Source organism: Neobacillus sp. D3-1R (assembly GCF_052180215.1).
Classification (GTDB): Bacteria; Bacillota; Bacilli; order Bacillales; family Cytobacillaceae; genus Pseudoneobacillus.
Genome location: NZ_CP197471.1, coordinates 1,172,338 through 1,198,623, shown reverse-complemented (window position 1 = coordinate 1,198,623; position 26,286 = coordinate 1,172,338). Strand labels below are relative to the sequence as shown.

The 26,286-nt window shown below is 34.8% G+C and carries 27 protein-coding genes; 11 read left to right on the top strand and 16 right to left on the bottom strand.

Annotated elements, in window-relative coordinates:
• Nucleotides 1–29: 29 nt before the first annotated feature.
• Complete coding sequence (gene mobB, locus ACSBPO_RS06030) at nt 30–575, bottom strand: molybdopterin-guanine dinucleotide biosynthesis protein B (RefSeq protein WP_442599163.1); 546 nt, start codon at nt 573–575, stop codon at nt 30–32.
• The gene (locus tag ACSBPO_RS06025) at nt 563–1,828 is read right to left on the bottom strand and encodes a molybdopterin molybdotransferase MoeA (protein WP_442599162.1); all 1,266 of its coding nucleotides are present in this window, start codon (nt 1,826–1,828) and stop codon (nt 563–565) included. The genes mobB and ACSBPO_RS06025 overlap by 13 nt, the downstream gene beginning before the upstream one ends.
• A 257-nt stretch (nt 1,829–2,085) precedes the next feature.
• Between ACSBPO_RS06025 and ric the strand changes: the two genes are divergently transcribed.
• On the top strand, nt 2,086–2,784 hold the full coding sequence (ric, locus tag ACSBPO_RS06020; RefSeq protein WP_442599161.1) for an iron-sulfur cluster repair di-iron protein: 699 nt from the start codon (nt 2,086–2,088) through the stop codon (nt 2,782–2,784).
• A 223-nt stretch (nt 2,785–3,007) separates the two neighbouring features.
• Here ric and moaA read toward each other — a convergent pair whose 3' ends face one another.
• On the bottom strand, nt 3,008–4,024 hold the full coding sequence (moaA, locus tag ACSBPO_RS06015) for a GTP 3',8-cyclase MoaA (protein WP_442599160.1): 1,017 nt from the start codon (nt 4,022–4,024) through the stop codon (nt 3,008–3,010).
• A gap of 356 nt (nt 4,025–4,380) precedes the next feature.
• Between moaA and ACSBPO_RS06010 the strand changes: the two genes are divergently transcribed.
• Entirely contained in the window at nt 4,381–5,079 is a 699-nt protein-coding gene (locus ACSBPO_RS06010; RefSeq protein WP_442599159.1) for a Crp/Fnr family transcriptional regulator, read from the top strand.
• A 39-nt stretch (nt 5,080–5,118) separates the two neighbouring features.
• Here the strand turns inward: ACSBPO_RS06010 and ACSBPO_RS06005 are convergent, their stop codons facing one another.
• From ACSBPO_RS06005 to ACSBPO_RS05990, 4 genes are all read right to left on the bottom strand, one after another.
• The gene (locus ACSBPO_RS06005) at nt 5,119–6,240 is read right to left on the bottom strand and encodes a TIGR04053 family radical SAM/SPASM domain-containing protein (RefSeq protein WP_442599158.1); all 1,122 of its coding nucleotides are present in this window, start codon (nt 6,238–6,240) and stop codon (nt 5,119–5,121) included.
• A 176-nt stretch (nt 6,241–6,416) separates the two neighbouring features.
• On the bottom strand, nt 6,417–6,755 hold the full coding sequence (locus ACSBPO_RS06000; protein WP_442599157.1) for a DsrE family protein: 339 nt from the start codon (nt 6,753–6,755) through the stop codon (nt 6,417–6,419).
• A gap of 9 nt (nt 6,756–6,764) precedes the next feature.
• A complete protein-coding gene (locus ACSBPO_RS05995) occupies nt 6,765–7,073 on the bottom strand; it encodes a metal-sulfur cluster assembly factor (RefSeq protein ID WP_442599156.1) in 309 nt (102 codons plus the stop codon).
• Nucleotides 7,074–7,146: 73 nt separating this feature from the next.
• On the bottom strand, nt 7,147–7,905 hold the full coding sequence (locus ACSBPO_RS05990) for a prolyl oligopeptidase family serine peptidase (RefSeq protein ID WP_442599155.1): 759 nt from the start codon (nt 7,903–7,905) through the stop codon (nt 7,147–7,149).
• 205 nt (nt 7,906–8,110) lie between these two features.
• On the opposite strand from ACSBPO_RS05990, the gene ACSBPO_RS05985 reads away from it, so the two are divergent.
• The 3 genes from ACSBPO_RS05985 to ACSBPO_RS05975 all read left to right on the top strand — a co-directional run bounded on the left by ACSBPO_RS05985 (nt 8,111) and on the right by ACSBPO_RS05975 (nt 9,402).
• On the top strand, nt 8,111–8,929 hold the full coding sequence (locus tag ACSBPO_RS05985) for a Cof-type HAD-IIB family hydrolase (protein ID WP_442599154.1): 819 nt from the start codon (nt 8,111–8,113) through the stop codon (nt 8,927–8,929).
• Nucleotides 8,930–9,061: 132 nt separating this feature from the next.
• Nucleotides 9,062–9,214: a hypothetical protein gene (locus ACSBPO_RS05980; RefSeq protein ID WP_442599153.1), complete on the top strand. Its 153-nt coding sequence runs from the start codon at nt 9,062–9,064 to the stop codon at nt 9,212–9,214.
• Nucleotides 9,215–9,216: 2 nt separating this feature from the next.
• A complete protein-coding gene (locus ACSBPO_RS05975; protein ID WP_442599152.1) occupies nt 9,217–9,402 on the top strand; it encodes a DUF3813 domain-containing protein in 186 nt (61 codons plus the stop codon).
• Between the two features lie 54 nt (nt 9,403–9,456).
• Here the strand turns inward: ACSBPO_RS05975 and ACSBPO_RS05970 are convergent, their stop codons facing one another.
• Together ACSBPO_RS05970 and ACSBPO_RS05965 are read right to left on the bottom strand one after the other, a co-directional pair.
• Entirely contained in the window at nt 9,457–10,221 is a 765-nt protein-coding gene (locus ACSBPO_RS05970; RefSeq protein WP_442599151.1) for a BsuPI-related putative proteinase inhibitor, read from the bottom strand.
• Between the two features lie 23 nt (nt 10,222–10,244).
• Nucleotides 10,245–11,087, bottom strand: a complete 843-nt coding sequence (locus ACSBPO_RS05965) for a YitT family protein (RefSeq protein ID WP_442599150.1) — start codon at nt 11,085–11,087, stop codon at nt 10,245–10,247.
• A 129-nt stretch (nt 11,088–11,216) separates the two neighbouring features.
• Between ACSBPO_RS05965 and ACSBPO_RS05960 the strand changes: the two genes are divergently transcribed.
• Nucleotides 11,217–12,077, top strand: coding sequence for a DegV family protein (locus tag ACSBPO_RS05960; protein WP_442599149.1), 861 nt, complete (start codon nt 11,217–11,219; stop codon nt 12,075–12,077).
• 82 nt (nt 12,078–12,159) lie between these two features.
• Nucleotides 12,160–12,291 (top strand): DUF3941 domain-containing protein, encoded by a 132-nt coding sequence (locus ACSBPO_RS05955; RefSeq protein WP_442599148.1) that lies wholly within the window; start codon nt 12,160–12,162, stop codon nt 12,289–12,291.
• A gap of 209 nt (nt 12,292–12,500) precedes the next feature.
• Here ACSBPO_RS05955 and ACSBPO_RS05950 read toward each other — a convergent pair whose 3' ends face one another.
• Complete coding sequence (locus ACSBPO_RS05950) at nt 12,501–13,379, bottom strand: CvfB family protein (protein ID WP_442599147.1); 879 nt, start codon at nt 13,377–13,379, stop codon at nt 12,501–12,503.
• A 117-nt stretch (nt 13,380–13,496) separates the two neighbouring features.
• Between ACSBPO_RS05950 and ACSBPO_RS05945 the strand changes: the two genes are divergently transcribed.
• Entirely contained in the window at nt 13,497–13,988 is a 492-nt protein-coding gene (locus ACSBPO_RS05945) for a YajQ family cyclic di-GMP-binding protein (protein ID WP_442599146.1), read from the top strand.
• 125 nt (nt 13,989–14,113) lie between these two features.
• Nucleotides 14,114–14,986 carry an SDR family oxidoreductase gene (locus tag ACSBPO_RS05940; protein WP_442599145.1) on the top strand — a complete coding sequence of 291 codons (873 nt, stop codon included), beginning with the start codon at nt 14,114–14,116 and terminating at the stop codon, nt 14,984–14,986.
• A 66-nt stretch (nt 14,987–15,052) separates the two neighbouring features.
• Here the strand turns inward: ACSBPO_RS05940 and ACSBPO_RS05935 are convergent, their stop codons facing one another.
• From ACSBPO_RS05935 to ACSBPO_RS05915, 5 genes are all read right to left on the bottom strand, one after another.
• Nucleotides 15,053–16,099, bottom strand: coding sequence for a LacI family DNA-binding transcriptional regulator (locus tag ACSBPO_RS05935; protein WP_442599144.1), 1,047 nt, complete (start codon nt 16,097–16,099; stop codon nt 15,053–15,055).
• A gap of 59 nt (nt 16,100–16,158) precedes the next feature.
• On the bottom strand, nt 16,159–17,694 hold the full coding sequence (locus ACSBPO_RS05930; protein ID WP_442599143.1) for an alpha-amylase family glycosyl hydrolase: 1,536 nt from the start codon (nt 17,692–17,694) through the stop codon (nt 16,159–16,161).
• A gap of 228 nt (nt 17,695–17,922) precedes the next feature.
• Nucleotides 17,923–18,759, bottom strand: a complete 837-nt coding sequence (locus ACSBPO_RS05925) for a sugar ABC transporter permease (protein WP_442600317.1) — start codon at nt 18,757–18,759, stop codon at nt 17,923–17,925.
• On the bottom strand, nt 18,759–20,060 hold the full coding sequence (locus ACSBPO_RS05920) for a carbohydrate ABC transporter permease (RefSeq protein ID WP_442599142.1): 1,302 nt from the start codon (nt 20,058–20,060) through the stop codon (nt 18,759–18,761). The genes ACSBPO_RS05925 and ACSBPO_RS05920 overlap by 1 nt, the downstream gene beginning before the upstream one ends.
• Before the next feature lie 155 nt (nt 20,061–20,215).
• Entirely contained in the window at nt 20,216–21,526 is a 1,311-nt protein-coding gene (locus tag ACSBPO_RS05915) for a sugar ABC transporter substrate-binding protein (RefSeq protein ID WP_442599141.1), read from the bottom strand.
• Between the two features lie 341 nt (nt 21,527–21,867).
• Between ACSBPO_RS05915 and ACSBPO_RS05910 the strand changes: the two genes are divergently transcribed.
• Complete coding sequence (locus ACSBPO_RS05910) at nt 21,868–23,625, top strand: alpha-glycosidase (RefSeq protein WP_442599140.1); 1,758 nt, start codon at nt 21,868–21,870, stop codon at nt 23,623–23,625.
• Nucleotides 23,626–23,694: 69 nt separating this feature from the next.
• Here the strand turns inward: ACSBPO_RS05910 and asnB are convergent, their stop codons facing one another.
• Nucleotides 23,695–25,542 carry an asparagine synthase (glutamine-hydrolyzing) gene (asnB, locus tag ACSBPO_RS05905; protein ID WP_442600316.1) on the bottom strand — a complete coding sequence of 616 codons (1,848 nt, stop codon included), beginning with the start codon at nt 25,540–25,542 and terminating at the stop codon, nt 23,695–23,697.
• A gap of 163 nt (nt 25,543–25,705) precedes the next feature.
• On the opposite strand from asnB, the gene ACSBPO_RS05900 reads away from it, so the two are divergent.
• The gene (locus ACSBPO_RS05900; protein WP_442599139.1) at nt 25,706–26,269 is read left to right on the top strand and encodes a DUF2777 domain-containing protein; all 564 of its coding nucleotides are present in this window, start codon (nt 25,706–25,708) and stop codon (nt 26,267–26,269) included.
• Nucleotides 26,270–26,286: the final 17 nt, after the last annotated feature.

Sequence of the window (26,286 nt, the reverse complement as noted above, 5' to 3'; positions counted from 1 at the left end):
TCTTCACATTTTATTAACTTTTAAATCATTTATATGGATTGGTTGTTCATCGTTCCGGTTGATTTCATTTCCAAATGCTTAATCATCCAATTTAAACCTTCTACACGATTTAATAAAAATGTTGGCAACTCGATTCCTTCAGGTATAATTCTTTCATTCCAAAAGAAGACAACCTTTATATTGGATAATTCTTTAATCAAATGTAAATCCTCTGTATTTTTTATGATTAGAGCTTTAGGAAACTCGGCAAGTTTATGACCCTCAATTAGGAGTAGGTCAAGTTCAAAGGAATGCAAACTTTTTATTTGTTCTTCCAGCGTCCACTTCTTTTTTTCTGCCTGTAAAATTAAACGCCCATCACCTTCGACAATCGATGCTTTAGCTCCGGATTGAATATACTTGGCGGCATCTTTTTCTTCATTTATATCAGGTCTTCCACCATGTCCATGGTGTTTAATTATGCCTACTTCTATATTTTTAGGGGATAGATTTTTAATCAATGTATTGATTAGAGTCGTTTTTCCACAATTTTGATAGCCAACTATTTGAAATATATAGGGCTTTACCAAGGCCACTCACTACCCGTTTGATCTTCCAAGAGTAATACATCTACCTTTGTTCCCTTTTCATATCCCCTTGTTCCACCAGGTAAAATCATAAGAGAATTGGCTCCAGCAAGGCTCATGACAATATTAGATTTATCAAGACCACTGGGTTCTACTTTTATAACACCATTTTCCACATATACATGGCTGCGAACAAATCTCATAAATGGATTTGCTTTTGGAAAGTCGGCTTCTAATATTGCCTGCTCTTTCCTTAAATGTGGACGATCGGATAATAATATTCTTCTAATAATAGGTCTTGCAAACAATTCAAAACCAACATAACAAGCAGAAGGATTACCAGATAATCCAAATAATAGCTTCCCATTTAGTTGTGCAACAGTCGAAACACTACCAGGACGCATTGCGACTTTATTAAACAACACTTCGGCTCCAAGCTTTTTATAAATCGCTGGAAGATAATCATAATCACCAACTGATACACCACCAGTTGTCAATAATATATCTACTTTTGTTAGAGAATCTTTTATAGCATTAAAACATGTATCAAAGTCATCCGCTAATTTTCCAAAGTAAACCACTTCTGCTCCTACGCGTTCAATTTGTGCAGAAATCATATAGGAATTACTATTACGAATCTTTCCTGGAACAAGGTCATCACCAACTTCTAAAAGCTCTGTACCAGTAGCAAAAAGTCCAACTTTTGGCTTTCGAGCTACAGGGACCTTATCATAACCGAATGTAGCTAGCATCGCTTGAATCCCTGGGTTTATAAATGCTCCTTTTTTTACTAATACCTCGCCTTTTTTTGCATCCTCTCCTTGAAAAGAGACATTATCCCCATTTTTGAATGAACGCTTAATACTCATAAAAGCTTGGTTATTTTCTTTGTAATCTTTTGCTAATTCTAACATGACTACAGCATCTGCTTCTTCTGGCATCATAGCACCAGTCATAATCCTTACTGCTTGAAAAGGGCCCAATTTTTTATTTGTAACCATTCCCGCACCAATTTCATCAATGACCTCAAAAGTTATTGGACTATCCTGGGATGCCTTTTTGGTATCGATTGAACGGATAGCATATCCATCATAAGGTGCCCGGTCAAAATGAGGTACATCACTTGTTGCTACTAAATCTTCTGATAAGTATCTTCCATAGGATTCAGTTATCGGTATGTATTCTGTTATTCCTTGTATTTGATAATCCATTACCATTTGAACCGCTTTACTGATGGCAATAGGATTTCTTTTTTCTAGCATCATATCCACTCCTACAGGTTTTACTTTGTTATTAATTGAACATGTAAACCTATTATAAGATTAACTGACAGGAAAAAACATGGCAAACTTCACACCTAAGGATATTTATTCTAAATCCTATAAACATGTTAATAAAGTTGTCAAAAATATATCGTTTTGGTGTGATACATGTCACCAACCTTTAAACCTCTTTACAGTATCCTTAGGTAGTAAACCAATAAATATTTAGATTCATGATAATAAGGAGGATTTTTCATATGAATTTCCCATTTACAGAACAATCATTAGTAAGAGATATTGTTAATGATTTCCCTAAATCAAGCGATGTGTTTAAACGTAACCGAATTGACTTTTGTTGCGGTGGGAATACGCCATTAGTAACGGCTGCTACAGCAAACCGTGTCAATTTAGAAAGTCTAATTGAAGAATTAAAAGACCTATACGAAAAAAAAGAGAATAATGAACAAAATGATATGGAAGTGTGGATGAAGTCTGATTCTAAAGCGATTATTGATCATGTAATCGAAAGATACCATCGTCCACTAGAGGAAGAACTCGGTTCATTAAGTCCATATGTTACAAAAGTGGCAAAAGTTCACGGAGATCGTCACCCAGAATTATTAAGAGTGTATGAGCTATTCTACGAATTGAAAAAAGAACTTTTAGAACATACAAAAAAAGAAGAGGAATTTTCTTTTCCATTAATTTTAAAGCTTGAAGATGGCAGTGTTGAAAATCGGGAAGAAGCATTAAAAGAGATGGCCCAGCTGGAAAAAGAACATGATGCAGCAGGTGAGATTCTAAGGGAAATACGTTCTATTACATCCGATTTTGAGTTACCAATTGATGCATGTGGTACTTACCGTCTTGTATACAAGCGTTTAGAAGACTTAGAAGGTGAAACCTTCATGCATGTGCATTTAGAAAACAATATTTTATTTCCAAGATATTTATAAGAACAAAAAGCGCAAGCGCCTCGATCAGCCCCGACAAGCAAATGTTCTGTAGTGTAAGAAGTCTGCACTTTGACTTCTTACACTACAGGTTATTTGACCTCGAGGGGCTAGGCGCTGGAGCTGGATTACGAAAAACTTTCTCTAAAGCTATCCACAAGTTTAAAATTTATAAATTCCTTAACCATAATAAAGAAACAGGCTGCATATTTAGCAGCCTGTTTCTTTATCCACCAATATAAGACATTTCTATCTTTTTCCGATTTTTATTTGTTTCGGCTGTACGTTCATCCGAATATCGGTCATTACGATGATTCCATATATCTGTAATTCGTTTGATAATTTCTTCATCTGTTACACCACTGCGCATAAAATCACGAATGTCGTGTCCATTTCCATTAAATAAACAAGTGAATAGCTGTCCATTTGCCGACAATCTAGACCGAGTGCAGCTTGAACAAAAAGACTCAGAAACGGAAGTGATAAATCCTACATCGGTATCTGTTCCCTTATAACGATATCTTTTAGCCACCTCACCGAAATAATCAGGATCAACTGGTTCTAGTTCGTATTTATTTTTTAAAATATGGTATATTTCTTTTTTTGTAACAACATCATCCATACGCCAACCATTGGTTGCTCCAACATCCATATATTCAATATATCGGAGCTGTAAACCTTCATTTTTACAATATTCTGCCATAGGTAGAATTTCCGAATCATTTAATCCCTTTTTAACTACCATATTAATTTTCACACCAAGACCCGCTTTTATGGCAGCATCTATTCCATCGAGTACCGGTTTCGTTCCAATATTACGCCCATTAATTTCACCAAATAATTGATCATTTAAACTATCTAAACTTACATTTACTCGTTTTAATCCTGCTTCTCTTAATGATTTTGCATGTTGTGGTAATAATACACCGTTCGTTGTTAATCCAATATCACTTAAACCATCAATTTGACTTAACTTCTCCACTAACACAGAAATGTCCTTTCGTAACAGTGGTTCCCCGCCAGTAAGTCTAATTTTTTCTACTCCAAGACTAACAAAAATTTTAGCTAATCTTTCTATTTCTTCATAGGTCATTAGCTCACTTTTTGGCAAAAAGGCAAAATCAGGACCGAAAATTTCTGCAGGCATACAATATTGACATCGAAAATTACAACGGTCTATTACCGATATCCGCAAATCTCTTAATGGACGGTTTAATTGATCTTTAATAATTGTTTTGTTCAAGATAATTCAACTCCAAATTGGCAACGTTAGGTACCTATTTTCGTTTTAGATGTTTCGTATACCAAGAAAGTTAATTTCAACATAAATAATTACTTTATATCATTTAATCATATCATCAATATCCATATGAGCAAATGAAATTTACTTAATTGGTCAGATAATGTACAAATCCAAATGGAATATATCGATAGAAATTCAATTTTCAACATTTTAAAGTTATTTAACTTTTTTATTTATTGACGGTTTTGTGAAAAGCCTTTTTGTTTTATATTGATTGTGATTTAATTACGTTTATAACACCACTGTGCGGTTTATCACAGGAATTAAAAATAATAAAATCAAAAAGGATGATTCCTATGATTAATAAAATTAAACCAACCCATTCAATTGAAATAAAAGAACTTTTACACTTTGCTGATCGAAAATTTATAAGTCAACGAGGTGCGTTCCTTTTTCAAGAAGGAATGGATGCGGAAGAATTGTATATTATTATGTCTGGTAAGATTCAAATAAGTAAAATTACAACCGATGGCAGAGAATTGTCTTTAAGGATTTGTGGTGCCAATGATCTATGTGGAGAATTGACATTATTCACATCTAATCCTAAATATTTATTAAGCGCTAAGGTCCTTGAAGAAGGAGAAATTGTCGCTATAAAAAAGGATGTTATTGAAAGTGAAATTTTTCAAAATCCTACTTTAGCCTTTGAGTTTATGAAATGGATGAGTGATCATTTTAGAAAAACTCAAACCAAATTCCGCGATCTTGTATTGAATGGGAAGAAAGGCGCTTTATTCTCTACTTTAATTCGTATGACAAATAGTTACGGTATTGAAAAAAATGATGGAATTCTAATCGATCTACCTCTTACTAATCAGGATTTAGCTAATTTTTGTGGTACTTCACGGGAAAGCACTAATCGTATCCTCAATGATTTAAAAAGAGATGAAATTATTTCTATTAAAAGAGGAAAAATTACGATTCATGATTTACAGTTTCTAAAAGATGATATTGGCTGTGAAAACTGTCCAGCCATCTATTGTAGTATTGAATAAAAGGGATGGTTACCCATCCCTTTTTTATTATATTTGATTTTAGTTGGTTTGTTTTTGTCGCATTGATTTTGGTATATAGACACAGAATGGTTCACTTTCTAGATAATCACCTGTCATGGCATATGCTCTTGAACGTGAGCCTCCACATACAAATCTAAACTCACATTGACCACATTTTCCTTTATACAGGTCGGGATTTCTCAAAGATTGAAAAATAGGTGATTCACGGTAAATTTCTGCTAATGGTTGTTCTCGAATATTTCCTGCTTTCACTGGAAGTAGACCACTTGGATATACATCTCCAATATGAGAGATGAACACGAATCCATTTCCATCGTTTACCCCTTTTGGAGCTCGGCCAAGCCCATCAATCGAACCGGTTAATCCCTGTTGAGTAAGGGCATCTAAATATTGAATTTCTTCTTTTTGTTCTTTTGCCTCACGCATTTTTTGTTGAATAACCACTCGACGATAATGCTGTGCAGCAGTTGTTTTTATATCAAATGATACTCGTTTACTTAGATCGTAAAGCCATTGAAAAACTTTTTCATGTTCAACAGGTGATATCATATCTTTTTCTTGACCGCGGCCTGTTGGCACAAGGAAAAATACGCTCCAAAGTACACAATCTAGTTCCTCAATCAGCTTTGCCATTTCATCTAAGTAATCGTAATTATAACGTGAAATGACCGTATTAATTTGAATTGGTAAACCCACTTCGTGTAGATATTTAATTCTCTCCATTGTTAAGTCAAAAGAACCAGCTGTTCCACGGAAGTGGTCATGAATTTCTGCTGTCGGTCCATCTAAACTAAAAGCCCAACGAGCCAATCCTATTTCTTTTGCTTTCTCTATCGCTTCTTTTGTTACGTTTGGTGTTGCACTTGGAGTCATTGATACTCTTACACCTTTATCTATTGCATATTTCGCAATATCGAATACATCCTCACGCATCAGTGGATCTCCACCTGTAAACACTAACATTGGATTATTCATTTCATATATTTGATCTATAAGTTTCTTGCCCTCTTCAAATGAAAGCTCCCTCGGGTCGCGGCGATATTGTGCCTCTGCTCTACAGTGCAAACATTTTAACTGACAAGCTCTAGTTAATTCCCAAATGACAATAAATGGATCTTTATTAAAGTCTCTGCTAAACATATTCTAGCGCCTCCTATACAAAGAGGTTTCTAATAAAACCACCTTTTATAGATGTATTATATTGCAGAAACTATCGGAGCAAAGTGAGGTTCCTCACACCCACCTTTTATTTCATAAAAACTATGACGTTTTTGTGAAAACAAAAAAACCACTCTCATTCGAGAGCAGTTCCTTCATTATGAAATAGTCAAGACTTCATATTTAGTTGCTAATTCAATAAAATGTCCCATAGAACTTATCGTACCCACGGAAAGCTTTTGGGAAAGTTCGTAGTGATCCACACATGTCTTGCATGCATAAATGGAAACTCCCCGATCCATAAGCTCCTTCATGTGTACCGATACAAAGGATTCATCAGTTAGTGTAAAGACACCTCTATTCATGCAAAAAATAGCATATGGAACCTCTTCCCGTTGCTTTAGTAGAGTAAAAAAGGTCTCTAACACTGACTCTCCTAGTTGGGTGTCGCCTTTTCCAAATTGATCAGAAGTGAGCAAAATTACTTTATTCTTCATAACTAACTCCTAACGAATACCTAGAGCAATTTTTGCATATCTTGACATACGGTCCTTTGTCCATGGTGGATTAAAAACGATATTGACATCCACTTCATTCACTTCAGGAATATCTGCTAATGATCTTTTTACTTGGTCAACAATAGTTCCAGCTAATGGGCACCCCATGGAAGTAAGGGTCATTGTCACTTTTGTATTACCGGATTCGTCCATTTCAACATCATAAACTAATCCTAGATTTACAATATCAACACCTAGTTCAGGGTCAACAACAAGTTCTAAAGCACCCATGATATTTTCTTTTAATTGCTCGTCCATTTCTTTTTCCTCCTTGGTATACTAACTTTATTTATAGTAGCATAAAAGTTTTAAAATCCTTATATTATTAGGTTTATTTCAGGTGGGTTTCAAACCATTCTACCGTTTTTAAAAGACCTATACGGCTAACCTTATGATCAGCCTTTTCATCAACAATAAATTGCACTTGTTTATTTTCATCCTTAATACTTTCAAAAAAATCATAGGAAAATCTAAATGGAACAATCGGATCTAATTTCCCATGCCAAAACAGTAATGGTCTATTCCTTAACAATTCGGGATGCAATGATAAATCATATTGTTTTAGTTTTTCCAAAAGAGCTTGTTTTTCATCCTCAGTTATAGGAAGGTTGATACCGTGTTTTTCCATTTCTTCCAATTGCAATTGAGCAAATTGGTTAAAAGAAGGAAGACCCATTAAACATACAGCTGATTCGATCCAATCATATTTTGTTACGGATCCTAGAGTAACAATTCCTCCCATTGAGGTACCAGCAACACCTATCTTATTTCCTTGGATTAAGTTCCTTTTATGAAAATATTCTTTTATTAACGGCAATTCCTCTATTGTATTCAATACAATATCCCAGAAATGATAAGCTATTTCCTTAGTATTTATACTTTTGTGCCTCTCACCATGGAAAAGTGCTTCAGGTAATACTACTCTCATGCCTTTTTCCGCTAATAAATAGGCATAATGCAGATTGTGTTCTTTTGCACTAGAAAAACCATGAATGAATATGACTAAAGGTAATGATTTAGATGCTTTTTGATGGTCCACAATATGTAAACATGGAATATCTTTAACATCTAGTTTTTCTACCATAATCACGTTAAAAACCCTCCTAAAACCCAGTATATATTTTACGTATAGTGATTGAAGTGATTTTTTATACACTTATAAGAAAAAACTGTTAACATAGTAGTAAGTAAAACTGTAAATTATATCTATTTTTTCACTATATCATGTATACAAAGATTTTCTCAAAATTTATCATTGAAATACTTAAAATTCGTTGTTCAAAGAGGGAGATTATATGTCTGACAAGTATTTAATTGCACTGGACTTAGATGGTACATTATTAAAGGATGATAAAACAATATCTCCGATTACGAAAAAAGTTCTTGAGAAAGCAAAAGAATATGGGCATCAGGTTATGATTGCAACCGGAAGGCCTTTCCGTTCTAGTGAAATGTATTACCGAGAGCTTGGACTTGATACACCGATCGTAAATTTTAATGGGGCATTCGTACATCATCCTAAAAATAATAACTGGGGAGCTTTTCATTCTCCATTAGATATTAAAGTAGCAAAAGATATTGTAGAAGCATGCAATGATTTTAATTTGTACAATATTATCGCTGAAGTGAAGGATGAAGTGTATTTACATTATCATGATGAAAAATTATTAGATATTTTTGGGTTTGGGAATCCTTCGATTACAACGGGGGATTTAAGAAAGTTCTTGACTAAGTCCCCGACAAGTATGCTTATCCATGCTGAAGAACAACATGTTTCAACAATAAGGAAACACTTAACAGATGTTCATGCAGAAGTTATTGACCATCGCCGTTGGGCTGCACCGTGGCATGTTATTGAAATTGTTAAATCTGGATTAAATAAAGCTGTTGGAATCCAAAGGGTTTCTGAGTACTTTCAAATTCCATCAGAAAGAATTATTGCTTTTGGTGATGAGGATAATGACTTAGAGATGTTGGATTATGCTGGTTATGGGGTTGCTATGGGAAATGCAATTGAACCATTAAAGCAGGTAGCAAAAGATGTAACTTTAAGCAATGAAGAAGATGGAATTGGTATATACTTAAATGAACTACTTAACTTAAAAGCCATTTAAGTAAAAATGGATATATTAACCATCCATCGTATAGTTTTCCTATTTGAAACCGGAAATAATGAGCATACTATAATTGAAGCGGCAATACAGCTGTTTCATCCAAGTATGCTCTTAATATTGGAGGGATTTCGAATGGGTAAACGTAACAAGTCAAAGCGCTTTGTACAGCAAGGGGTAGACGCAGTATCTAAGCATGATGATCGTATCCCATACCACATGACTTATGCTGAGGCCGAAGCTCAAAAAATGGCAAATGTTAAAGAATCCTCGCTTGGAGGAATTTAATTATGGGAAACAGATTGTTTCAAGAAGCAAGAACATTTGTCGAAATAGCAAAATCAGCTGAGTCTAGTGAAAAACAAACTGCCATATCAAGAGCAAAAAATGCATTATCATCAGCATATGCTAATTCAACCGTTGCTGAACAAGCACAGCTTCGTGAAATGCAAAGTGAATTGGAACAGTTACAATAACAAATATGCTGAAAAAAGCTGGTACGTTATACGTGCCAGCTTTTTTATTTATTATTATTTTAAAACTTTGGGATAGGAATAAATAATGGCTCCTTTATCATCTTTTTCATACAGATACAAAATGAGCGGTAGTTGACGTGGATATTTTTCCTCTTTTGGTATCACCAGTTCGAAAGAAAAATCTTGCCATTTTGGATAACTTTTTTCAATTTTTTGTTCCGTTTCAGCTATCCACTCATGATGCCCATCTTCAACAAGATAATAAAGGGATCCTAACATTGGACGAGCTTTTCCAGAAACAATAAATCCATTATTCTTTTTACTAATTTTTATATTCTTAAATACAGGATTTTTCTCCGGTATGACCATCTCAGCTTCGTCTACAAGAGAACTGGTATCTCCTATTTTTTCTCCATTGATCGTTCTGGCTAACAATTGAGCGATAACTTTATACTTCCCTGGGATAAGCTTTTTATGGTCCGAATAAACAAGGTCCTCCGTCCAAACTTTTGTTTCACCGGATTTTAATCTTATATGTTGAATCGCCTGTAGGAAAGATTTACCTTCAGAAAACTGATACACAGTTTCATTTTTTTCATTTACTATGGTCATTTCATATAATTGTGAATTATTGAATTCAAATTCCAATGTATTCTTTCCTTCATTAATTAAAAAAATCTGTATACTTGCTTCCTCTGGTCCTGTTACAGGATTAACCAAAAATTGAAACCCTTCATTGTCAGTAATCTTTTCACCAAACACATCATTTGGAACAATCATGGTCATTAATAAACTAAAAAAAATCAGAATATTTTTCATTGATATCCCTCCTATTATTTCAACTAATCCTTTCGAAAAAAACCAAAGATTCCTGCTGTTTCCACAATATTTGTAAAAGCATTAGGATCAACTTCTTTTATGACTCTTTCCAAATCAAAAAGCTCGTATCGAGTAATCACGATAATTAACATTTCCTTATCTTCATTTGAAAATGCCCCTTTTGCTGGTACAGAAGTGATTCCCCTAACCAATTTGGCATGAATTGCTTTTTTTAATTCGTTTGATTTTTGGGAGATAATCATTGCAGTTAGTTTTTCATGTTTCGTGTGTATGGCATCAATTACCCTAGTGGATGCATATAAGGTAACTAATGTATAAAGTGCCTTCTCCCACCCAAAAAGGTATCCAGCAGTTAAGATAATAACGGCATTTAATAAAAAGATATAAGTCCCAACCGGCTTATCCTTCATCCTTGATAAAACCATTGCAATAATATCTAATCCTCCCGTTGAAGCTCCCCATTTTAAGGTTACCCCCACTCCAACAGCTGAAATGACGCCGCCAAATACTGCATTAAGCAGTAAATCCTTCGAAACGTGAACAACTGGCAAAATTTCTAGAAAAAGTGTCATTAATAATACACTAAAGAAACTGTATAAGGTGAAGGATCTGCCGATTACTTTCCATCCTAATATTGTTACTGGAATATTTAATAGTAAAAGTAAAATACCCGTGGAAATGGTAAATGGGGTATATTCCGTAAAAATACGAGAAACAAGCTGAGATATTCCTGCAAACCCGCTTGCATACACATCTGCTGGTATCAGAAAAAAATTCATTCCAACTGCATTTAAAAGGGCACCGAGCATGACTACGATCATTTTTTTGATTTGTAACCAAAGCATTGAATCTTCCTCCCTTCCTATTAAGTTTTCTCCCATTTTCATTCCGTATCCATTTTAATCATTCTAATTGTATTTTTTCCTTGAAACCTATACACTAATAAAAAGAAATAGGAAAAAGAAGGTGACATTATGTCAGTAAAAATATTAGCTGACAGTGCTTGTGATTTACCCTTGAGTTTTTATCAAGAATACCAAGTACAATTACTACCATTAAAGGTTTTAATAGACGACACAGAATATGAGGATGTAGTTTCTATCCATCCAGATTCTGTTTATGATGCAATTAGGGCTGGAAAAGTACCAAAAACCTCACAAGTTTCTCCTACTACCTTTGAGAATATTTTCACTGAGATGGCTAAGCAAAACCAAGATGGAATTTATATCGCTTTCTCTTCTGAGTTATCAGGTACTTATCAGACAGCGGTCATGATTCTAGAACAAGTGAAAGAAAACTACCCAGATTTCCAACTAACGATTGTTGATACAAAATGCGCTTCTTTAGGACATGGTCTTGTTGTTAGAGAAGCTGCAAAGCTAGCTGCAGACCAACATTCTAAAGAAGAAATTCTTTCAACTGTTCAATTTTTGACACAGCATATGGAGCATTTATTCTCTGTAGACGATTTAGATTATCTAGCTAAAGGTGGGCGACTTTCTAAAGCTTCTGCCTTTTTCGGTGGTTTGTTAAATATAAAACCGTTATTACATATGGAAGATGGTAGACTTGCCCCTTTAGAAAAGCTACGGGGTAAGAAAAAGTTATTGCGTCGTATGGTAGAAATGATGAAAGAACGAGGACAGTCCATAGGACTTCAAACAATTGGTATTAGTCATGCAGCTGATGAAGAAACAGCAAATGAATTAAAGGCTATGATTGATGAAGAACTTAATCCAAAGGAAATTATCATTACCTCCATTGGCTCCGCCGTTGGTGCCCACACGGGACCAGGGACCATTGCTTTATTTTTCTTAAATGAGGTTGAAAAATAGAATTAAATTTTTTACATACTCCTTTCATAGAAGACAGAAAATAATATCTGTAAATTACTTTTACCGGAGGGAGTTTTAATAAATGTCACATACTTCAGATAACGATAAAAAAGCAAAAGATAATAATGCATTAAGACATGAAAAAAATATGATGAGAGAAAAGAACCGTCAAGCTGGAAAGAATCAGTATTCTAAAAAAACAGACCATAAATAAGAAAAGCGCAAGCGCCTTGGTTAGCCCCGACAAGCAAATGTTCTCTAGCGAAAGAAGTCTGAACTTTGACTTCTTACGCTAGAGGTTATTTGACCAAGGAAGAAGTGATTTTTCTTCTTCCATCGAGGGGCTAGGCGCTGGAGCTAGACAATTTTCGAAGTCCCAAAAGTTATGCTTTTTTAAATAGAAAAAGAAAAAAAGAGCAAGATTTATTCTTGCTCTTTTTCTTCTTTTAGATAAGTCCAGCCTGTCTCTTGGTAAACTCTTCCTTCTTTTAGTAATTTACCTATAGCACGTTTAAATGCACCTTTACTCATCCTAAATTTTTCCTCTATGTCTTCTGGCATACTTTTATCCCAATATGGCATAGCTCCGTTTCGAGAAATGAGATATTCTAATATGACCTCGGCATCCGTTCCAAGAGCTTCATGCTTTCTTGGCAGTAATGAAACGTTGATTGTACCATCATCTTTTACATCCACAACTCTTCCTTCTACCTTTTGCCCAAGTCTTGGCTCTATTTTTCTTTGGCTCTCATGTATGAAACCTCTATATCCCTCTGCGGTAATCATCCATGTTCCAACTTTTGCTGTCCGATAAACATATCCCTGGATATTCTTATTTAGGTCTTTTTTATTTGCAGGTATCGAGATTTCAGAAATAATTTGCTCTGATGCAAGTTTTGCGTAAAGACGATTATTGCGGTTTACTCTCAGTGTCGCAAAAACCATATCTCCTTCTTGGGGCCAAACATCCTTGACAACAGGTAAATCCTCTTTTCCTAATAATAGATCCTTTTGCAGTCCAATGTCTAAAAATGCACCAAGATCCTCTCTTATATCAACAACTTTTACCCAATCATATATACCTAAAGAAATAAAAGGTTTCTTCGTGGTAGCTGCAAGACGGCCGGTGGAATCAATATAAATAAATACTTCCACTTCCTCATCTAATTCATATTCTTTTGTCGTTTCATTATTGTGTAATAAAATATCTTCCTCGCCATCTGATAAGAAATACCCAAAGTCAACAATACGGACAATAGGTAAAGTAATTACATCTCCTATTGATTCATTTATAAAAGCCAAAAGGTTGTCCTCCTTTAATCAAAAACTTATTTCAATTATTTATTACCTAAAGTTGTATGAACTGCTATATTCTACTATAATGGAGCCAATAATAAAATGTTTTTTTCGGAGGTAGTTATGTCGAAAGAGAGCTCATTTGATATTGTGTCCAAAGTTGACTTTTCAGAAGTCACAAATGCTATTAATTTAGCCATGAAAGAAATTCAAACAAGGTATGATTTTAAAGGCAGTAAAAGTACTGTAACACTTGATAAAGAGGATTTAGTGTTGGTATCTGATGATGAGTATAAACTTGAACAATTAAAAGATGTATTATTTGGTAAAATGTTTAAAAGAGGAATCCCTGTTAAAAATCTTGACTACGGAAAAATAGAAGGAGCATCAGGTGGAACTGTTAGACAACGAGCTAAGTTAGTACAGGGTATTGATAAGGACAATGCCAAAAAGATTAATACGATTATTAAAAATAGTGGTTTAAAAGTAAAGAGTCAAATTCAAGAAGATCAGATTCGTGTTACAGCTAAAAGTCGTGATGATCTGCAGAAAATTATTGCAGCTGTAAAAGAAGCTGATTTATCCGTTGATGTACAATTTATGAATTATCGATAATCATTAAGGAGCGACAACGGTCGCTTCTTTTTTTTGACCATTTTAACCACCGAAAATTTCCTCGGTTTAAACCTAATAAAAGTTGGAATAGTTAATAGAAGCAAATCTTTTTTAGGAGGGGTAAGATGAGTCAAAGCAACCAAAATCAAAAACATACATTTCCTGCACAACATCAGGATCAACAGCCTGGTGTTGAGACTAATATGAATCCTAAACCAACATCTATAGACTTAATTTACCAAGGAAGTGGTAAATTAAAGGATAAAGTAGCCATTATTACAGGTGGGGATAGTGGAATTGGAAAAGCTGTGGCTATTTATTTTGCTAAAGAGGGCGCAGATATAGTCATTTCCTATTTAAATGAACATGAAGATGCGGAAGAAACAAAAAATCTAATAGAAAAAGAAGGACGAAAATGTTTACTATTACCTGGGGATATTGGGTCAGAAGCCTTCTGTAAAGAAATGATCGTAAACATTATGGGACACTTTAAAAAAATCGATATTCTGGTCAATAACGCAGCAGAGCAGCATCCTCAACAAAGTTTGCTTGATATTACTACAGAACAACTTGAAAAAACATTCCGAACCAATATTTTTTCCATGTTTTATTTGACTAAGGCTGTTTTACCCCATCTTCATAAAGGTGCTTCGATTATTAATACGGCCTCGATTACAGCATATGAAGGTAATGAACAGCTTATTGATTATTCAGCTACAAAAGGGGCTATCGTGACCTTTACAAGGTCTCTTGCTAAATCATTAGTAGGTCAAGGTATTAGAGTGAATGGCGTTGCTCCAGGGCCAATCTGGACCCCACTCATCCCATCGACCTTTCCAGCTGACCAAGTTTCAACATTTGGTAGCAACACACCAATGGGAAGAGCTGGTCAGCCATACGAACTTGCTCCTAGTTATGTATTTCTTGCTAGTAACGATTCTTCCTATATAACAGGGCAAATGATACATGTAAATGGCGGCAAAGTGATAAACGGGTAATCATGTTATTATCAGAGCAATGTAATATAAAATAAAAAAGCGACAGTTAAATGTCGCTTTTTTCACTCAATTATTAAGTGCTTCCTTTTTATTACTTGGCATTTCACAAGATTGACGTTTAACGATCGTATGAGGAATAATAATCCTCTTAATTGGTTCCTTTGGATTTTCAATTTTTTGAATAAGGCTCTTAGCAGCCTCAAACCCTAAATCAAAAATACCAATATCAACTGATGTTAAAGGAGGTCTTGACATCTCAGATAACATCACATTATTAAAGCTGATAATCGAGATATCTTCAGGAACTTTGATTCCCATCTCATCTAGTGTATTTAAAACACCAAGTGCCATTAATTCATCGACAACAACAAGAGCTGTTGGTGGTTTTTCAAGAGACATTAGTTCTCGTACAGCCTCTTGACCTCCTTCACGAAGAAATTCTTCATGAATAATATATTCTGGTACTAAAGAAATAAATGCATCACGAAGTGCCTTTTCATAACCAAGTAACCGTTCGACTGTCACAACCAGGTTCAAATCCCCGCCAATAAATGCTATAGCGTCATGACCAAGATTGATTAAATACTCGGTTACTTCCTTGGTAGCACGGAAATTATCATTATCCACATGAGTGATTTCTTCTACTTGTTTAAATGGTTTTCCAATTACTACAAATGGAAAATTTCGTTGTTGGAGATATGATAAGATTTTGTCTTCTACTTTTGAGTAAAGTAATACCACTCCATCTACCCTGCCTCCTTGTACCATTTGAACAACACCATCATAAATATCATCTTCCGATTTTCCCGTTGTCATATATAAGGCATATTGCCTTTCATTAGCTGCTTCACTTATTCCCCTTAGGACAGTTGGAAAAAAGGGATTTTGAAATACTTTATCCGTTGAACTTGGCATAACTAAGCCAATTGCTTGTGTCGATTGGCTTGCGAGGCTTCTGGCGATAAAGTTAGGATGATATCCAAGTTGGTCCATTGCTTCTCTCACTTTTTCTTTTGTTTTCTCACTAATCCTTGAACTGTTTGCAATAACTCTGGAAACTGTTGATGGAGCAACATTAGCCAACTTGGCTACATCTTTTATTGTAACCGCCATAAATACACCTCCCCCGTCCTTTTTCTATTTTTAAGAAACACTACTTTAAGCTTGCTAATTTATGATTTTTTTCTTTTTCCTTTTTTCCATATAAAATAGAGAAAAGTTGCAAAGGCTGCATAAACAACTCCCATAGCTGAAAGGTAAGGAATGTTTAAACCTGTTTTCTCAGCTAGAGCATAAACTTCTGCTTCTTCCCTATCAATAATTAAATCGTATTTTCCATTTTTACTACGTGCTAAATCATTAGCTAGAAGACCACGTAATTCTTTTCCTTGCTCAATATCTTTAGCCGTTAAAGTAATATGCTGAGATTTAGAAGTATTATTGATTGCGATAATGGTTACTTCTTTTTGATATACTCGCTTATAAACAGCCATACCATTTTTTTCATACAATAACTCCATTGTCCCCCTTGTCAATGAAGGAAGCTGTTGTCGTAATTCACCAATTTTACTAATATAATCGATGATTTCCTTATCAGTTCGAAAATCCATTTGTCGACGATTATCTGGATCTTTACCACCGTTTAGTGCAATTTCACTTCCATAATAGACAATTGGTATTCCTGGTGTTGTATACAAATAAGTCAAGGCCAGTTTCCAGCGGGTACCAGGATTTTGATTATTTTCAACCATATCATGAGTAAAACGTATCGTATCATGATTATCGAGGAAAGTCCCCATTAAGTATGGATCTTCGTAAATCGTCTTGTTTCTATCATAATTTTTAAATAATGCATCAAGCCTTTGATCTGGCTTCGCAAATGCTCTTCGCAAATACTCATTTAATGGATAATCAACAAAACCATCGATCCCAGCTTTATCATAATTAGAGATATAAGTAGGGTCATTTGACCAAACTTCACCTAATAAATAGAAGTTTTCTTTTGTTTCTTTTACCGTTTTAGAAAACTTTTCCCAAAAAGAAGTTGGAACATGCTTTACAGTGTCTAAACGATAACCATCAATATTGGTTTCTTTAATCCACCATTTTGCAGCATCTAGTAAGTATTTTTCAACTTCTGGATTTTCCTGCGCTAAATCTGGTAAACCATAGATCCATCCATTTTCAAGTTGGTTTTGGTCTTCCCAATTGGTAATCTCCTTATTCTCATGAAACCAATCCTGCTTTTCAGGGTCTTTTACCAAAGGGCTACTAGGTGCTACATGATTTGCGACAAAATCTAAAATGATTTTCATATCTCGTTTATGGGCTTCAGATACAAGTTTCTTAAACGTTTCAATATCACCAAAATGTTCATCCACTTTGTAGAAATCATTTATCCAATATCCATGGTACCCTTTATCCGCATTATCAAAAATAGGTGTTAACCAGATTGCAGTAAATCCCATGTCTTTTAGATAGTCAAGCTTATCTATAATACCTTGAAAATCTCCACCATGATACGCAAGTGGATCCTTGACATCTACATCCATATCATTGGTTGTATCACCATTATTAAAACGATCTACCATTAAAAAATAAACTGTCTCATCTTGCCATTTTCTATCTTCTTTCTCCATCGCCCCTACTGGAAGAGCGTAAATAAGAAGAAACGGTATTAAGATGAGTGAAAAAAGACTTTTTTTCATCCATGCTCCTCCTTCATGACTTAGGCAAAGGAATTTATAAAAATCCTTTGCCTAAGTATCCTTACATTTAATAGATTAGCTTTGTTGTCCCTCAGTCGTCAAACGTAATTTAGTACGTTGGTTGCACTGGAGTGATTTTCTAAAAACAAAGCTAATTATACCAAGTAAGCATGGATGAATAAAATGTTGTCTTTTTAATTCCCCAATACAAGGAAGTATATTGTACGATCATCCCTTGTTTGCTCCAGCTTTTAGACCTTCAACAATATGCTTTTGGAATATTAAGAATAAAACTGTAATCGGAACGGCAACAAGAATTGCTCCCGCCGCAAATGTCGTAAATTGAGTGTTTGCTTTACCTGTTACAAATTCAAAAAGTCCAATTGCCAACGTTTTGTTTTCATTGGAACGCAGGACAAGACGAGCAAAGATAAAGTCCATCCATGGTCCAATAAAGTTATTAACAGCTATAAAAACAAGAATTGGTTTAGATAAAGGCATCATAATTTTAAAGAAAATAGTTGTATGGCTCGCACCATCCATTTTTGCTGCTTCTTCTAAACTTCTAGGCAGTCCATCAAAATATCCTTTTACTAACCATGCACCAAATGGAATGGACCCACCTGCATAAACTAGAATTAAGCCCCAGTGATTATCTAATAAACCAATTTGAAGCAACAAGATATAGATTGCAATCATACCCATAAACCCTGGGAACATTTGCAATACAAGCATAGTCATTAACCCTTGTTTTCTACCAGGAAATCTAAAACGTGAAAATGCATATGCAGCTGTCACAACAAGTAAAGTAGAGATAATCATATTAAAGAACGCGATCTTGATTGTATTTTTATACCAATTTAGATAATCTGTTTTTTCAAATAAGTCTCTAAAGTGGTCTAAAGTTAAACTGTCTGGAATTAATTTTGTCGAAAAGAGTGAATCCCCCGGGTTAAAGGCTCCGATAATGATCCAATAAACAGGATATAAAACAAAAATAGATGTTAGGATTAAAATGGCATATATTAGCCCTACAGATAAACGATCATATAGTTTTTTATTCATCATGACATCATATCCTCTTCCTTAAATGCTTTTGTTCTTCTGAAGTTCCACACGGATAGTGTTGCAACTACCACGAAGATTAGGATCGATACAACAGAAGCCATGGCAAATTGACTTTGTTCAAGTGTCATCTTATAAATCCAACTGATTAAGATGTCAGTAGACCCTGCATAGCTATAATTCACATCAACAGGCTTACCTTGTGTCATAAGATAAATAACGTTAAAGTTATTAAAGTTTCCAGCAAAACTCATAATTAATAATGGTGCAGTTGAGAACATAACGATTGGCATGGTAATTTTCCAAAACTTTTGAGAAGCCGAGGCACCATCAACATCAGCCGCTTCAAATAATTCTTTGTCAATGGATGTCATAACCCCACTCATTAGTACTAACCAGAATGGAAAACCAAACCACATATTTACGACAACAAGTGTTGTTTTTGCCCAAAACGGGTCAGATAACCACGGAATGGCAGCTAGTCCAATTGCTTCTAAATATTGGTTAAGCGGACCAAATTCACCGTTGAAGAGATTTCTCATTACTAAAATACTAATAAATTGTGGAATTGCCCACGGTAAAATGAAGATACTTCTCCAAAATTTCTTGAGTTTAATACCTCTATGATTAATGAATACGGCAAAAATTAATCCTAAAAAGAAAGTAGTTGCTGTTGAAAGAATTGCCCATATAACTGTCCATGAGAATACACCATAAAATGTATTACTCCATGTTTTTAAGTTGAATAAGTCAATGAATGTTTGAAACCCTACCCAATCAACCAATGCTTTTGGCGGCAAATGATTTGGTCCAGAGTAGTTTGTGAATGCAATTAAAATACCAAATAAAAGCGGTAGGATCGTTAAAAAGGCGGTAAACAGAATCGATGGTGTTAATAGGATATAAGGGAACCCATTTTCCCAAACACTTGACAATGTCTTCTTAAACGAATTAGGAATAACTCCATGATCTCGTAGCTTCCCAACCTTATAAGCATCACGTACATTCAAGTAATAAACCCATACAAATAATAAGAATAAAATTAGATAGATAATTCCTTCAATCATCAAGAAGATAGAATGGTCACCCTGTATAATTTGAAATCCTTTTTGAGTCTGTGGAGTTTCTCCAAGTGTTGTAAGTCCCCACATTGCATATCTAAACGGCAAAGACCAGAATACAAGTAAATAGATTTCTAAAGCGATGAATAAAATCCCTTTAATAAATTGGCGATGGTAAATTTGCCCAAGTCCCATGAGCAATACGGATAATAATGCTCCAACCTTTGCTTTTGAACGCACCGAATAAACCCTCATTTCTCTTATAAATTTCTTTGAAATATAATTTGTATAGTAACTGCTATTTTATTTGCAGAGAGTTTTCAAATTCAGATTATTTCCACCTGTGTAAAAACCGAGCCAATACCATAAAGGTATCGGCCCTTAACATTTATTTATTATTTTGATTGAGTGGCAATTGCATCTTCAATCTGAGATCTAGCAGCATCAAATGCCGCTTTTGGATCAGTATTGTCATTCCAAATAGTTGTATATGCTACACCCATTGGACCCCAAACTGATTGCATTTCTGGTATATTTGGCATTGGAATAGCACTCTTCGCTTGCTCTAAGAAAGCCATTGCATATTCATCAGCTTTAATCGCATCGCTGTCAAGTAAACCGTTGTGTGGTGGTACTTGTCCAGTCATTTCAAAACGTTTTTCTAACATTTCTTTGCTTGTTGCAAATTGTGCTAATAGAGTAGCAGCTTTTGGATATTTAGAATAAGAGTTTACATAGTAAGCTTTAATTCCTGAGAATGAAGCAGGTGTTTCACCGTTTTCAAGTTTTGGTAGTGGAGCAATTCCAAAGTTTACGCCTGCATCCTGGTGGTTTTTGATATCCCATGGACCAGAGATACGGTATAATAATTTTCCTTCATTAAAGAATGTAGAAATTACGTCACCAGTAATATCTTCAACTTTTAATGGAAGTAATTCATTGTGAAGCTTAGATACGAATTTAGCTGATTCAATTGCACCTTCGTTGTTTACACCAAGGTCAGCTGGATTTGTGTTGTTATCACCAAAAATGTAACCGCCGTATCCGCCAAAGAAAGCATGTGCAAAATAGAAGTTACCTGGCTCATACATAATTCCAAACTTTCTGTTATCCTTTGTAGAATCCTTCATGAATTCTTTAGATTGTGCAAAAATTTCATCCCAAGTTTCAGCTGGCTTAGAAACTAGATCTTTATTGTAATATAAAGCATAAGTTTCGATAGCTAATGGGTAACCGTAAAGCTTAGATTCACCATCAGTAGTGTAAGATGTACCACTAATAGCTGCATCCATGAAATCTTGCTTATATTGATCTGCAAACATATTTTCATATACTAGACCAGAAGTTACTAAGTTACCAACATGGTCATGTGGAGCATGGAAAACGTCAGCACCAAGACCAGCAGGTCCGTCAACCTTTAATTTTGCTGCAGCATCAGTATGCGCAACTTCCTGAACTTCTACAGGAATGTTGTACTTTTTAGTGAATTCTCCAGCAACATAGTTTGCCCATTCACCTTCAGCACCACCGTTATCCCAAAGGATTAGAGATGCACCTTCTTCAGGCTCGATTGCAACTTCTTCTTGAGTTGTTGCTTCGCTTTCTTTTTCTGTGTCTTTCTCTGCTTGATCTTTTACCGGCTTGTTACATGCTGCAAGAGCAAAAATTAACATAGCGATAAATGAAAGCTTTAAAATCTTTTGCATTGAATTTCCCCACCTTTTAGATGAAAATGTTTTTATTTCATGCACGGTTGTGCATCGAAATCGATTTCTTTCACTGCGAAAACGTTTGCCTAAAAATGTAATATTGAAATAGTATTTTTCCATTCTCGCAACTATTTATGCAAACGGTTTCTTTGTGAATAAGTTAAGTCTAAACCGAGAATGGATAGATGTCAATTCATATTTTTTTCACTGTGCAAACGATTTCACTGATGTTATAATCATAACAGATAGACAAATAATGTTCTATATAGTTTTTTAATATTTTTTAGCTGTTTTGTGGCATGTTCATCATATCGACATTTTTAGGAGAGTGACCAACTTTGTTTAAAGAATCCATTTACCACAGACCAAAAGATAATTTTGCTTACGCTTATGACGAAAATACTCTACATATCCGTTTGCGTACCAAAAAAGGAGACATTACCTCTGCTGTTCTTATTTACGGTGATCCTTATGAACATACAGAAAATGGATGGGTAACGAAAAATGTTCCTATGATCATAAGTGGTAGTGACCAAATGTTTGATTATTGGTTTGCGGCTATTCAACCAGAATACAATCGCGAACGATATGGTTTTCACCTTTCAGACAGTAAAGAATCTCTTATATATACTGAAAAAGGTTTTTTTGAAGAAGCACCTAAGGATACTGGCTATTACTTTTGTTTCCCGTATTTAAATAATATTGACGTGTTTAGAGCTCCAAAGGAAATTAAAGATACTGTATGGTATCAAATCTTTCCTGAAAGGTTTGCAAATGGAGATGAAAAATGGAATCCTCCAGGCACCTTACCATGGGGAAGTGCAGAACCAACACCAACCAATTTCTTTGGCGGGGACTTAGAAGGAGTTATCAAAAACATTGATTATTTGTCTGAACTTGGAATAACAGGAATATACTTTACTCCTATCTTTAAAGCTCATTCGAATCATAAATATGACACGATTGATTATTTGGAAATTGACCCGCAATTCGGTGATAATGAAACATTTAAACGAATGGTAAAAGTGTGTCATGAAAAAGGCATAAAGATTATGCTTGATGCGGTATTTAATCATAGTGGATTCTATTTCCCACAATTCCAAGATGTATTAGAGAACGGTGAAAACTCACGCTATAAAGATTGGTTTCATGTTAAGGAATTTCCGCTTGTAACAGAACCAAGACCCAATTATGATACCTTTGCTTTCACTCCTTTTATGCCTAAGTTAAACACTGAAAACCCTGAAGTAAAAGAGTATTTATTAGAAGTTGGTCGATATTGGGTCAGAGAATTCGATATCGATGGCTGGCGTCTTGATGTAGCAAATGAAGTGGACCATGCCTTCTGGCGTGAATTCCGTCAAGAAGTAAAGAAAATCAAACCTGATTTATATATTCTAGGAGAAATATGGCATGACTCTATGCCATGGTTAAGAGGCGATCAATTTGACGCTGTCATGAACTATCCTTTTACCACGAATATTCTTAACCTTTTTGCAAAAGAAACGATTACGCCAAAAGAATTTGTAGAAAATATGAACACGGTTCTTCATATGTATCCTAAAAATGTAAATGAAGTTGCTTTTAATCTAGTTGGCAGCCATGATACACCAAGAATTCTAACGGAATGTAAAGATGATCTACGTAAAGTAAAACTCATTTATTCCATCATGCTAACTTTTATCGGCACACCATGTATTTACTATGGTGATGAAATTGGGTTAACTGGTGAGCAAGATCCTGGATGCAGAAAGTGTATGGAATGGGATGTTTCTAAGCAAAATCGGGACCTATTTAACCATGTCCATAAACTAATAAAATTACGAAAAGACAATCCACTGCTTGCGAATGAAGGTGAACTTACCTTTATCCCTTCAGACTATCACGACAAATGTATTGCTTACACGAAATCAAATGGTTCTAAAACATTTATTGTGGTTGTTAATTCAACAGACCAAGTTACTGAATATGTTTTACCTTTTAATCTTAAAGGCAAAAAAATTCTTAACGTTTGGAATAATGAGGAGTTTGCAGCAGAAGCAAATGACTTAACCGTAACATTAGATGGATTTGGTTTCACCATTCTTGAATTTTAAGTTAGATATTTACGAAAAGCCTCTTTCCTGAAAGGAAAGAGGCTTTTCGTTTGTTGATAAACGATTTTATTAGTCCACCACTTGAATTTGATAATCGTTAAACCAGACATGAATTTGCGCCAAGTGAGCTAATAGCTGTGGACCTGACATCAATTGACCAAACCAGGGCTCTTTATAAGAGTTTCCACCGGTTTCTACTAATTCATTTAATTGTTCTTTATTCAAAAACTCATATAATGCTGAATTTTTATCCTGAAGTATTTCCTTTAACCACGAAGTGACAGCTTCTGTGTATTTAGGATTATGTGTTTTAGGATAAGGGCTTTTCTTCCGATATAAAACTTCATTCGGTAATATACCTTCCAGAGCTTTACGAAGAATTCCTTTTTCTTGATTACCATGCATTTTATACTCCCAAGGAATATTCCAAACATATTCCACAAGGCGATGATCTGCAAAAGGGACTCGAACTTCTAGACTTGCTCCCATACTCATTCGATCTTTACGTTCTAATAATGTTGTCATAAACCATTGCTGATTTAAATAGAAAAGTTCTCTCCTCTTCTGTTCTAATGGACTTTCACCTTCTAATCTTGGTGTTTCAGCCACAGATTCCATATACCTTTGCATCACATAATCATTTATTTTTAATTTTTTATGCCAATCTTCTCTTAAGAGCATTTGTCTTGCAGCTGTTGATCTCATCCATGGAAAACCTTCCCTATTAAAATCATCTTCACGATGGAACCATGGATATCCACCAAAAATTTCATCCGCACATTCACCCGATAAACTTACCACAAAATCTTTTTTGATTTCACGACAAAACCACAAAAGGGATGAATCTATATCGGCCATGCCTGGTAAATCCCGAACATGAACCGCTTCGATTAAATATTCGACTAATTGTTCTTGAGTGATAATAGCATTATGGTGTTTGGTGGTAAAAGTATCTGACATCAATTGTATATATTTTGAATCTGAATCAGGTTGGAATTCATTTGATTTAAAATAGTCATTATTTCCTTCGTAATCAATAGAATACGTATGAAGCTGACCCTTTCCTTCCTTCTTGAAGGCTTTTGCAGCTATTGCAGTGATTGCACTTGAATCCACTCCACCAGATAAAAAAGTGCATAAAGGTACATCTGAAACTAGTTGTCTTGTTACTGCATCATTTACTAAAAAACGTACTTTTTCAACAGTTTCTGAAAAGCTGTCCTTATGCTCTTCACTATTCACACTCCAATATTTCCAGATTTTCAACCCATCTTTATTAAAAGTTAATGTATGACCAGGACGTAGTTCGTTTATATTTTTAAAGACTCCGTGACCTGGCGTACGAGATGGTCCAAGACCGAATATTTCTGCCAAACCATCACGATCAACCTCAGCTTTTACCTCAGGATGTGCAAGAATCGTTTTTAATTCAGAACCAAATAGGATTCCACTGTTCAATTCTTTATAAAAAAGTGGTTTGACTCCTAGTCGATCTCTTCCAATAAATAGTTGTTCTTTCCTTTCATCCCATACCGCAAACGCATATATGCCATTTAAATGATCAACACAATTCTCAGCCCATTCTATATAGGCAGTTAATAGAACTTCTGTGTCAGAATGACCTTTAAAGGAATATCCTTTATATAGGAGTTCTTTTCGAATATCCTCTGTATTATATAATTCACCGTTGTAGCAAATCGTATATTCATTACCATTTTTCTCCTTTTTCATCGGCTGTCTTCCGCCTATAGGGTCCACCACAACTAACCGTTTATGCCCGAATCCTACATGAGTAGCAGTCCAAATATTGGTATCATCTGGTCCCCGCTTCGCTAACGTCTCTGTCATTTTATGAAGTGAATCTGTCTCTAAACCTATATTTTTTTTGAAATCTACCCAACCGGTAATACCACACATATTATCATCCTTCCTTTCCACTTTTAGGCCCACCTTGTGAATGTTCTATCATATGCACTTTATTTAAATTAGTTAATTGTCCTAATTTCGGAGGGATATCGTTTAAAATTCATGGATTCTGTCTACAAAGGAAGGTGAAAGCTACAATCACGGAGGTTAACAGATGAGTCAAACACAACGCAGTAAACTTTTAGAATATCAAATTAGAGCCTTTACGGAAGGTTCCATTGAGTATATTAATAATCAATGGGTATTCTTCGATAGCGAAACAGAAGAAGCCTCCTTACTTGAAGAATACCTTCATCAAGAGATTGAATTATTTCGATTAAATCGCTGGAGAAAAGGGATATTATTTGAAGAAGGAAAAGTGTGTTTACCTAATGAGACTCTTTTCTTAGAAGACCAAGATCTTATTCGAATTCGAAAACATTTGGTTTATTCATTAGAAAAGATCCTAGAAGATATAAATGACGATGCTTTTTTTCAATTCGTTACTACACTAAATTCACTTCATTTTTCGATATATGATTGCATTTACTGTTATAATCATCTAAGTTTTTTAGAAAATGAGAGAGGAAAAAATGGAGTTAATTTTATGGTCTTTGACAATCAAGAACAAATCTGTAATGTACAACATCATTTTTGCTACTTAGAAAAAACGAGTGACCGCTTTGAATTCACTTTAAACAGCGGAAAAAGAGTAGTGATAGAGAAACTAATTTCATGAGAAAAGGGCAAGCGCCT

Bases quoted from the DNA above. Each gene is read 5' to 3' on its own strand.
- ACSBPO_RS06010 (WP_442599159.1), top strand. From the start codon at position 4,381: ATGATTAATAAAATTAAACCAACCCATTCAATTGAAATAAAAGAACTT.
- ACSBPO_RS05970 (WP_442599151.1), bottom strand. From the start codon at position 10,221: ATGAAAAATATTCTGATTTTTTTTAGTTTATTAATGACCATGATTGTT.
- ACSBPO_RS05955 (WP_442599148.1), top strand. From the start codon at position 12,160: ATGTCACATACTTCAGATAACGATAAAAAAGCAAAAGATAATAATGCA.
- asnB (WP_442600316.1), bottom strand. From the start codon at position 25,542: ATGTGTGGTATTACCGGTTGGGTAGATTTCAAAAAAAATATAGGTTTA.
- ACSBPO_RS05925 (WP_442600317.1), bottom strand. From the start codon at position 18,759: ATGAATAAAAAACTATATGATCGTTTATCTGTAGGGCTAATATATGCC.
- ACSBPO_RS06000 (WP_442599157.1), bottom strand. From the start codon at position 6,755: ATGAAGAATAAAGTAATTTTGCTCACTTCTGATCAATTTGGAAAAGGC.
- ric (WP_442599161.1), top strand. From the start codon at position 2,086: ATGAATTTCCCATTTACAGAACAATCATTAGTAAGAGATATTGTTAAT.
- ACSBPO_RS05900 (WP_442599139.1), top strand. From the start codon at position 25,706: ATGAGTCAAACACAACGCAGTAAACTTTTAGAATATCAAATTAGAGCC.
- ACSBPO_RS05935 (WP_442599144.1), bottom strand. From the start codon at position 16,099: ATGGCGGTTACAATAAAAGATGTAGCCAAGTTGGCTAATGTTGCTCCA.
- ACSBPO_RS05915 (WP_442599141.1), bottom strand. From the start codon at position 21,526: ATGCAAAAGATTTTAAAGCTTTCATTTATCGCTATGTTAATTTTTGCT.
- ACSBPO_RS05995 (WP_442599156.1), bottom strand. From the start codon at position 7,073: ATGGACGAGCAATTAAAAGAAAATATCATGGGTGCTTTAGAACTTGTT.
- ACSBPO_RS05940 (WP_442599145.1), top strand. From the start codon at position 14,114: ATGAGTCAAAGCAACCAAAATCAAAAACATACATTTCCTGCACAACAT.
- ACSBPO_RS06005 (WP_442599158.1), bottom strand. From the start codon at position 6,240: ATGTTTAGCAGAGACTTTAATAAAGATCCATTTATTGTCATTTGGGAA.
- ACSBPO_RS05985 (WP_442599154.1), top strand. From the start codon at position 8,111: ATGTCTGACAAGTATTTAATTGCACTGGACTTAGATGGTACATTATTA.
- ACSBPO_RS05965 (WP_442599150.1), bottom strand. From the start codon at position 11,087: ATGCTTTGGTTACAAATCAAAAAAATGATCGTAGTCATGCTCGGTGCC.
- ACSBPO_RS05980 (WP_442599153.1), top strand. From the start codon at position 9,062: ATGGGTAAACGTAACAAGTCAAAGCGCTTTGTACAGCAAGGGGTAGAC.
- ACSBPO_RS05975 (WP_442599152.1), top strand. From the start codon at position 9,217: ATGGGAAACAGATTGTTTCAAGAAGCAAGAACATTTGTCGAAATAGCA.
- ACSBPO_RS05945 (WP_442599146.1), top strand. From the start codon at position 13,497: ATGTCGAAAGAGAGCTCATTTGATATTGTGTCCAAAGTTGACTTTTCA.
- ACSBPO_RS06025 (WP_442599162.1), bottom strand. From the start codon at position 1,828: ATGCTAGAAAAAAGAAATCCTATTGCCATCAGTAAAGCGGTTCAAATG.
- ACSBPO_RS05930 (WP_442599143.1), bottom strand. From the start codon at position 17,694: ATGAAAAAAAGTCTTTTTTCACTCATCTTAATACCGTTTCTTCTTATT.
- ACSBPO_RS05960 (WP_442599149.1), top strand. From the start codon at position 11,217: ATGTCAGTAAAAATATTAGCTGACAGTGCTTGTGATTTACCCTTGAGT.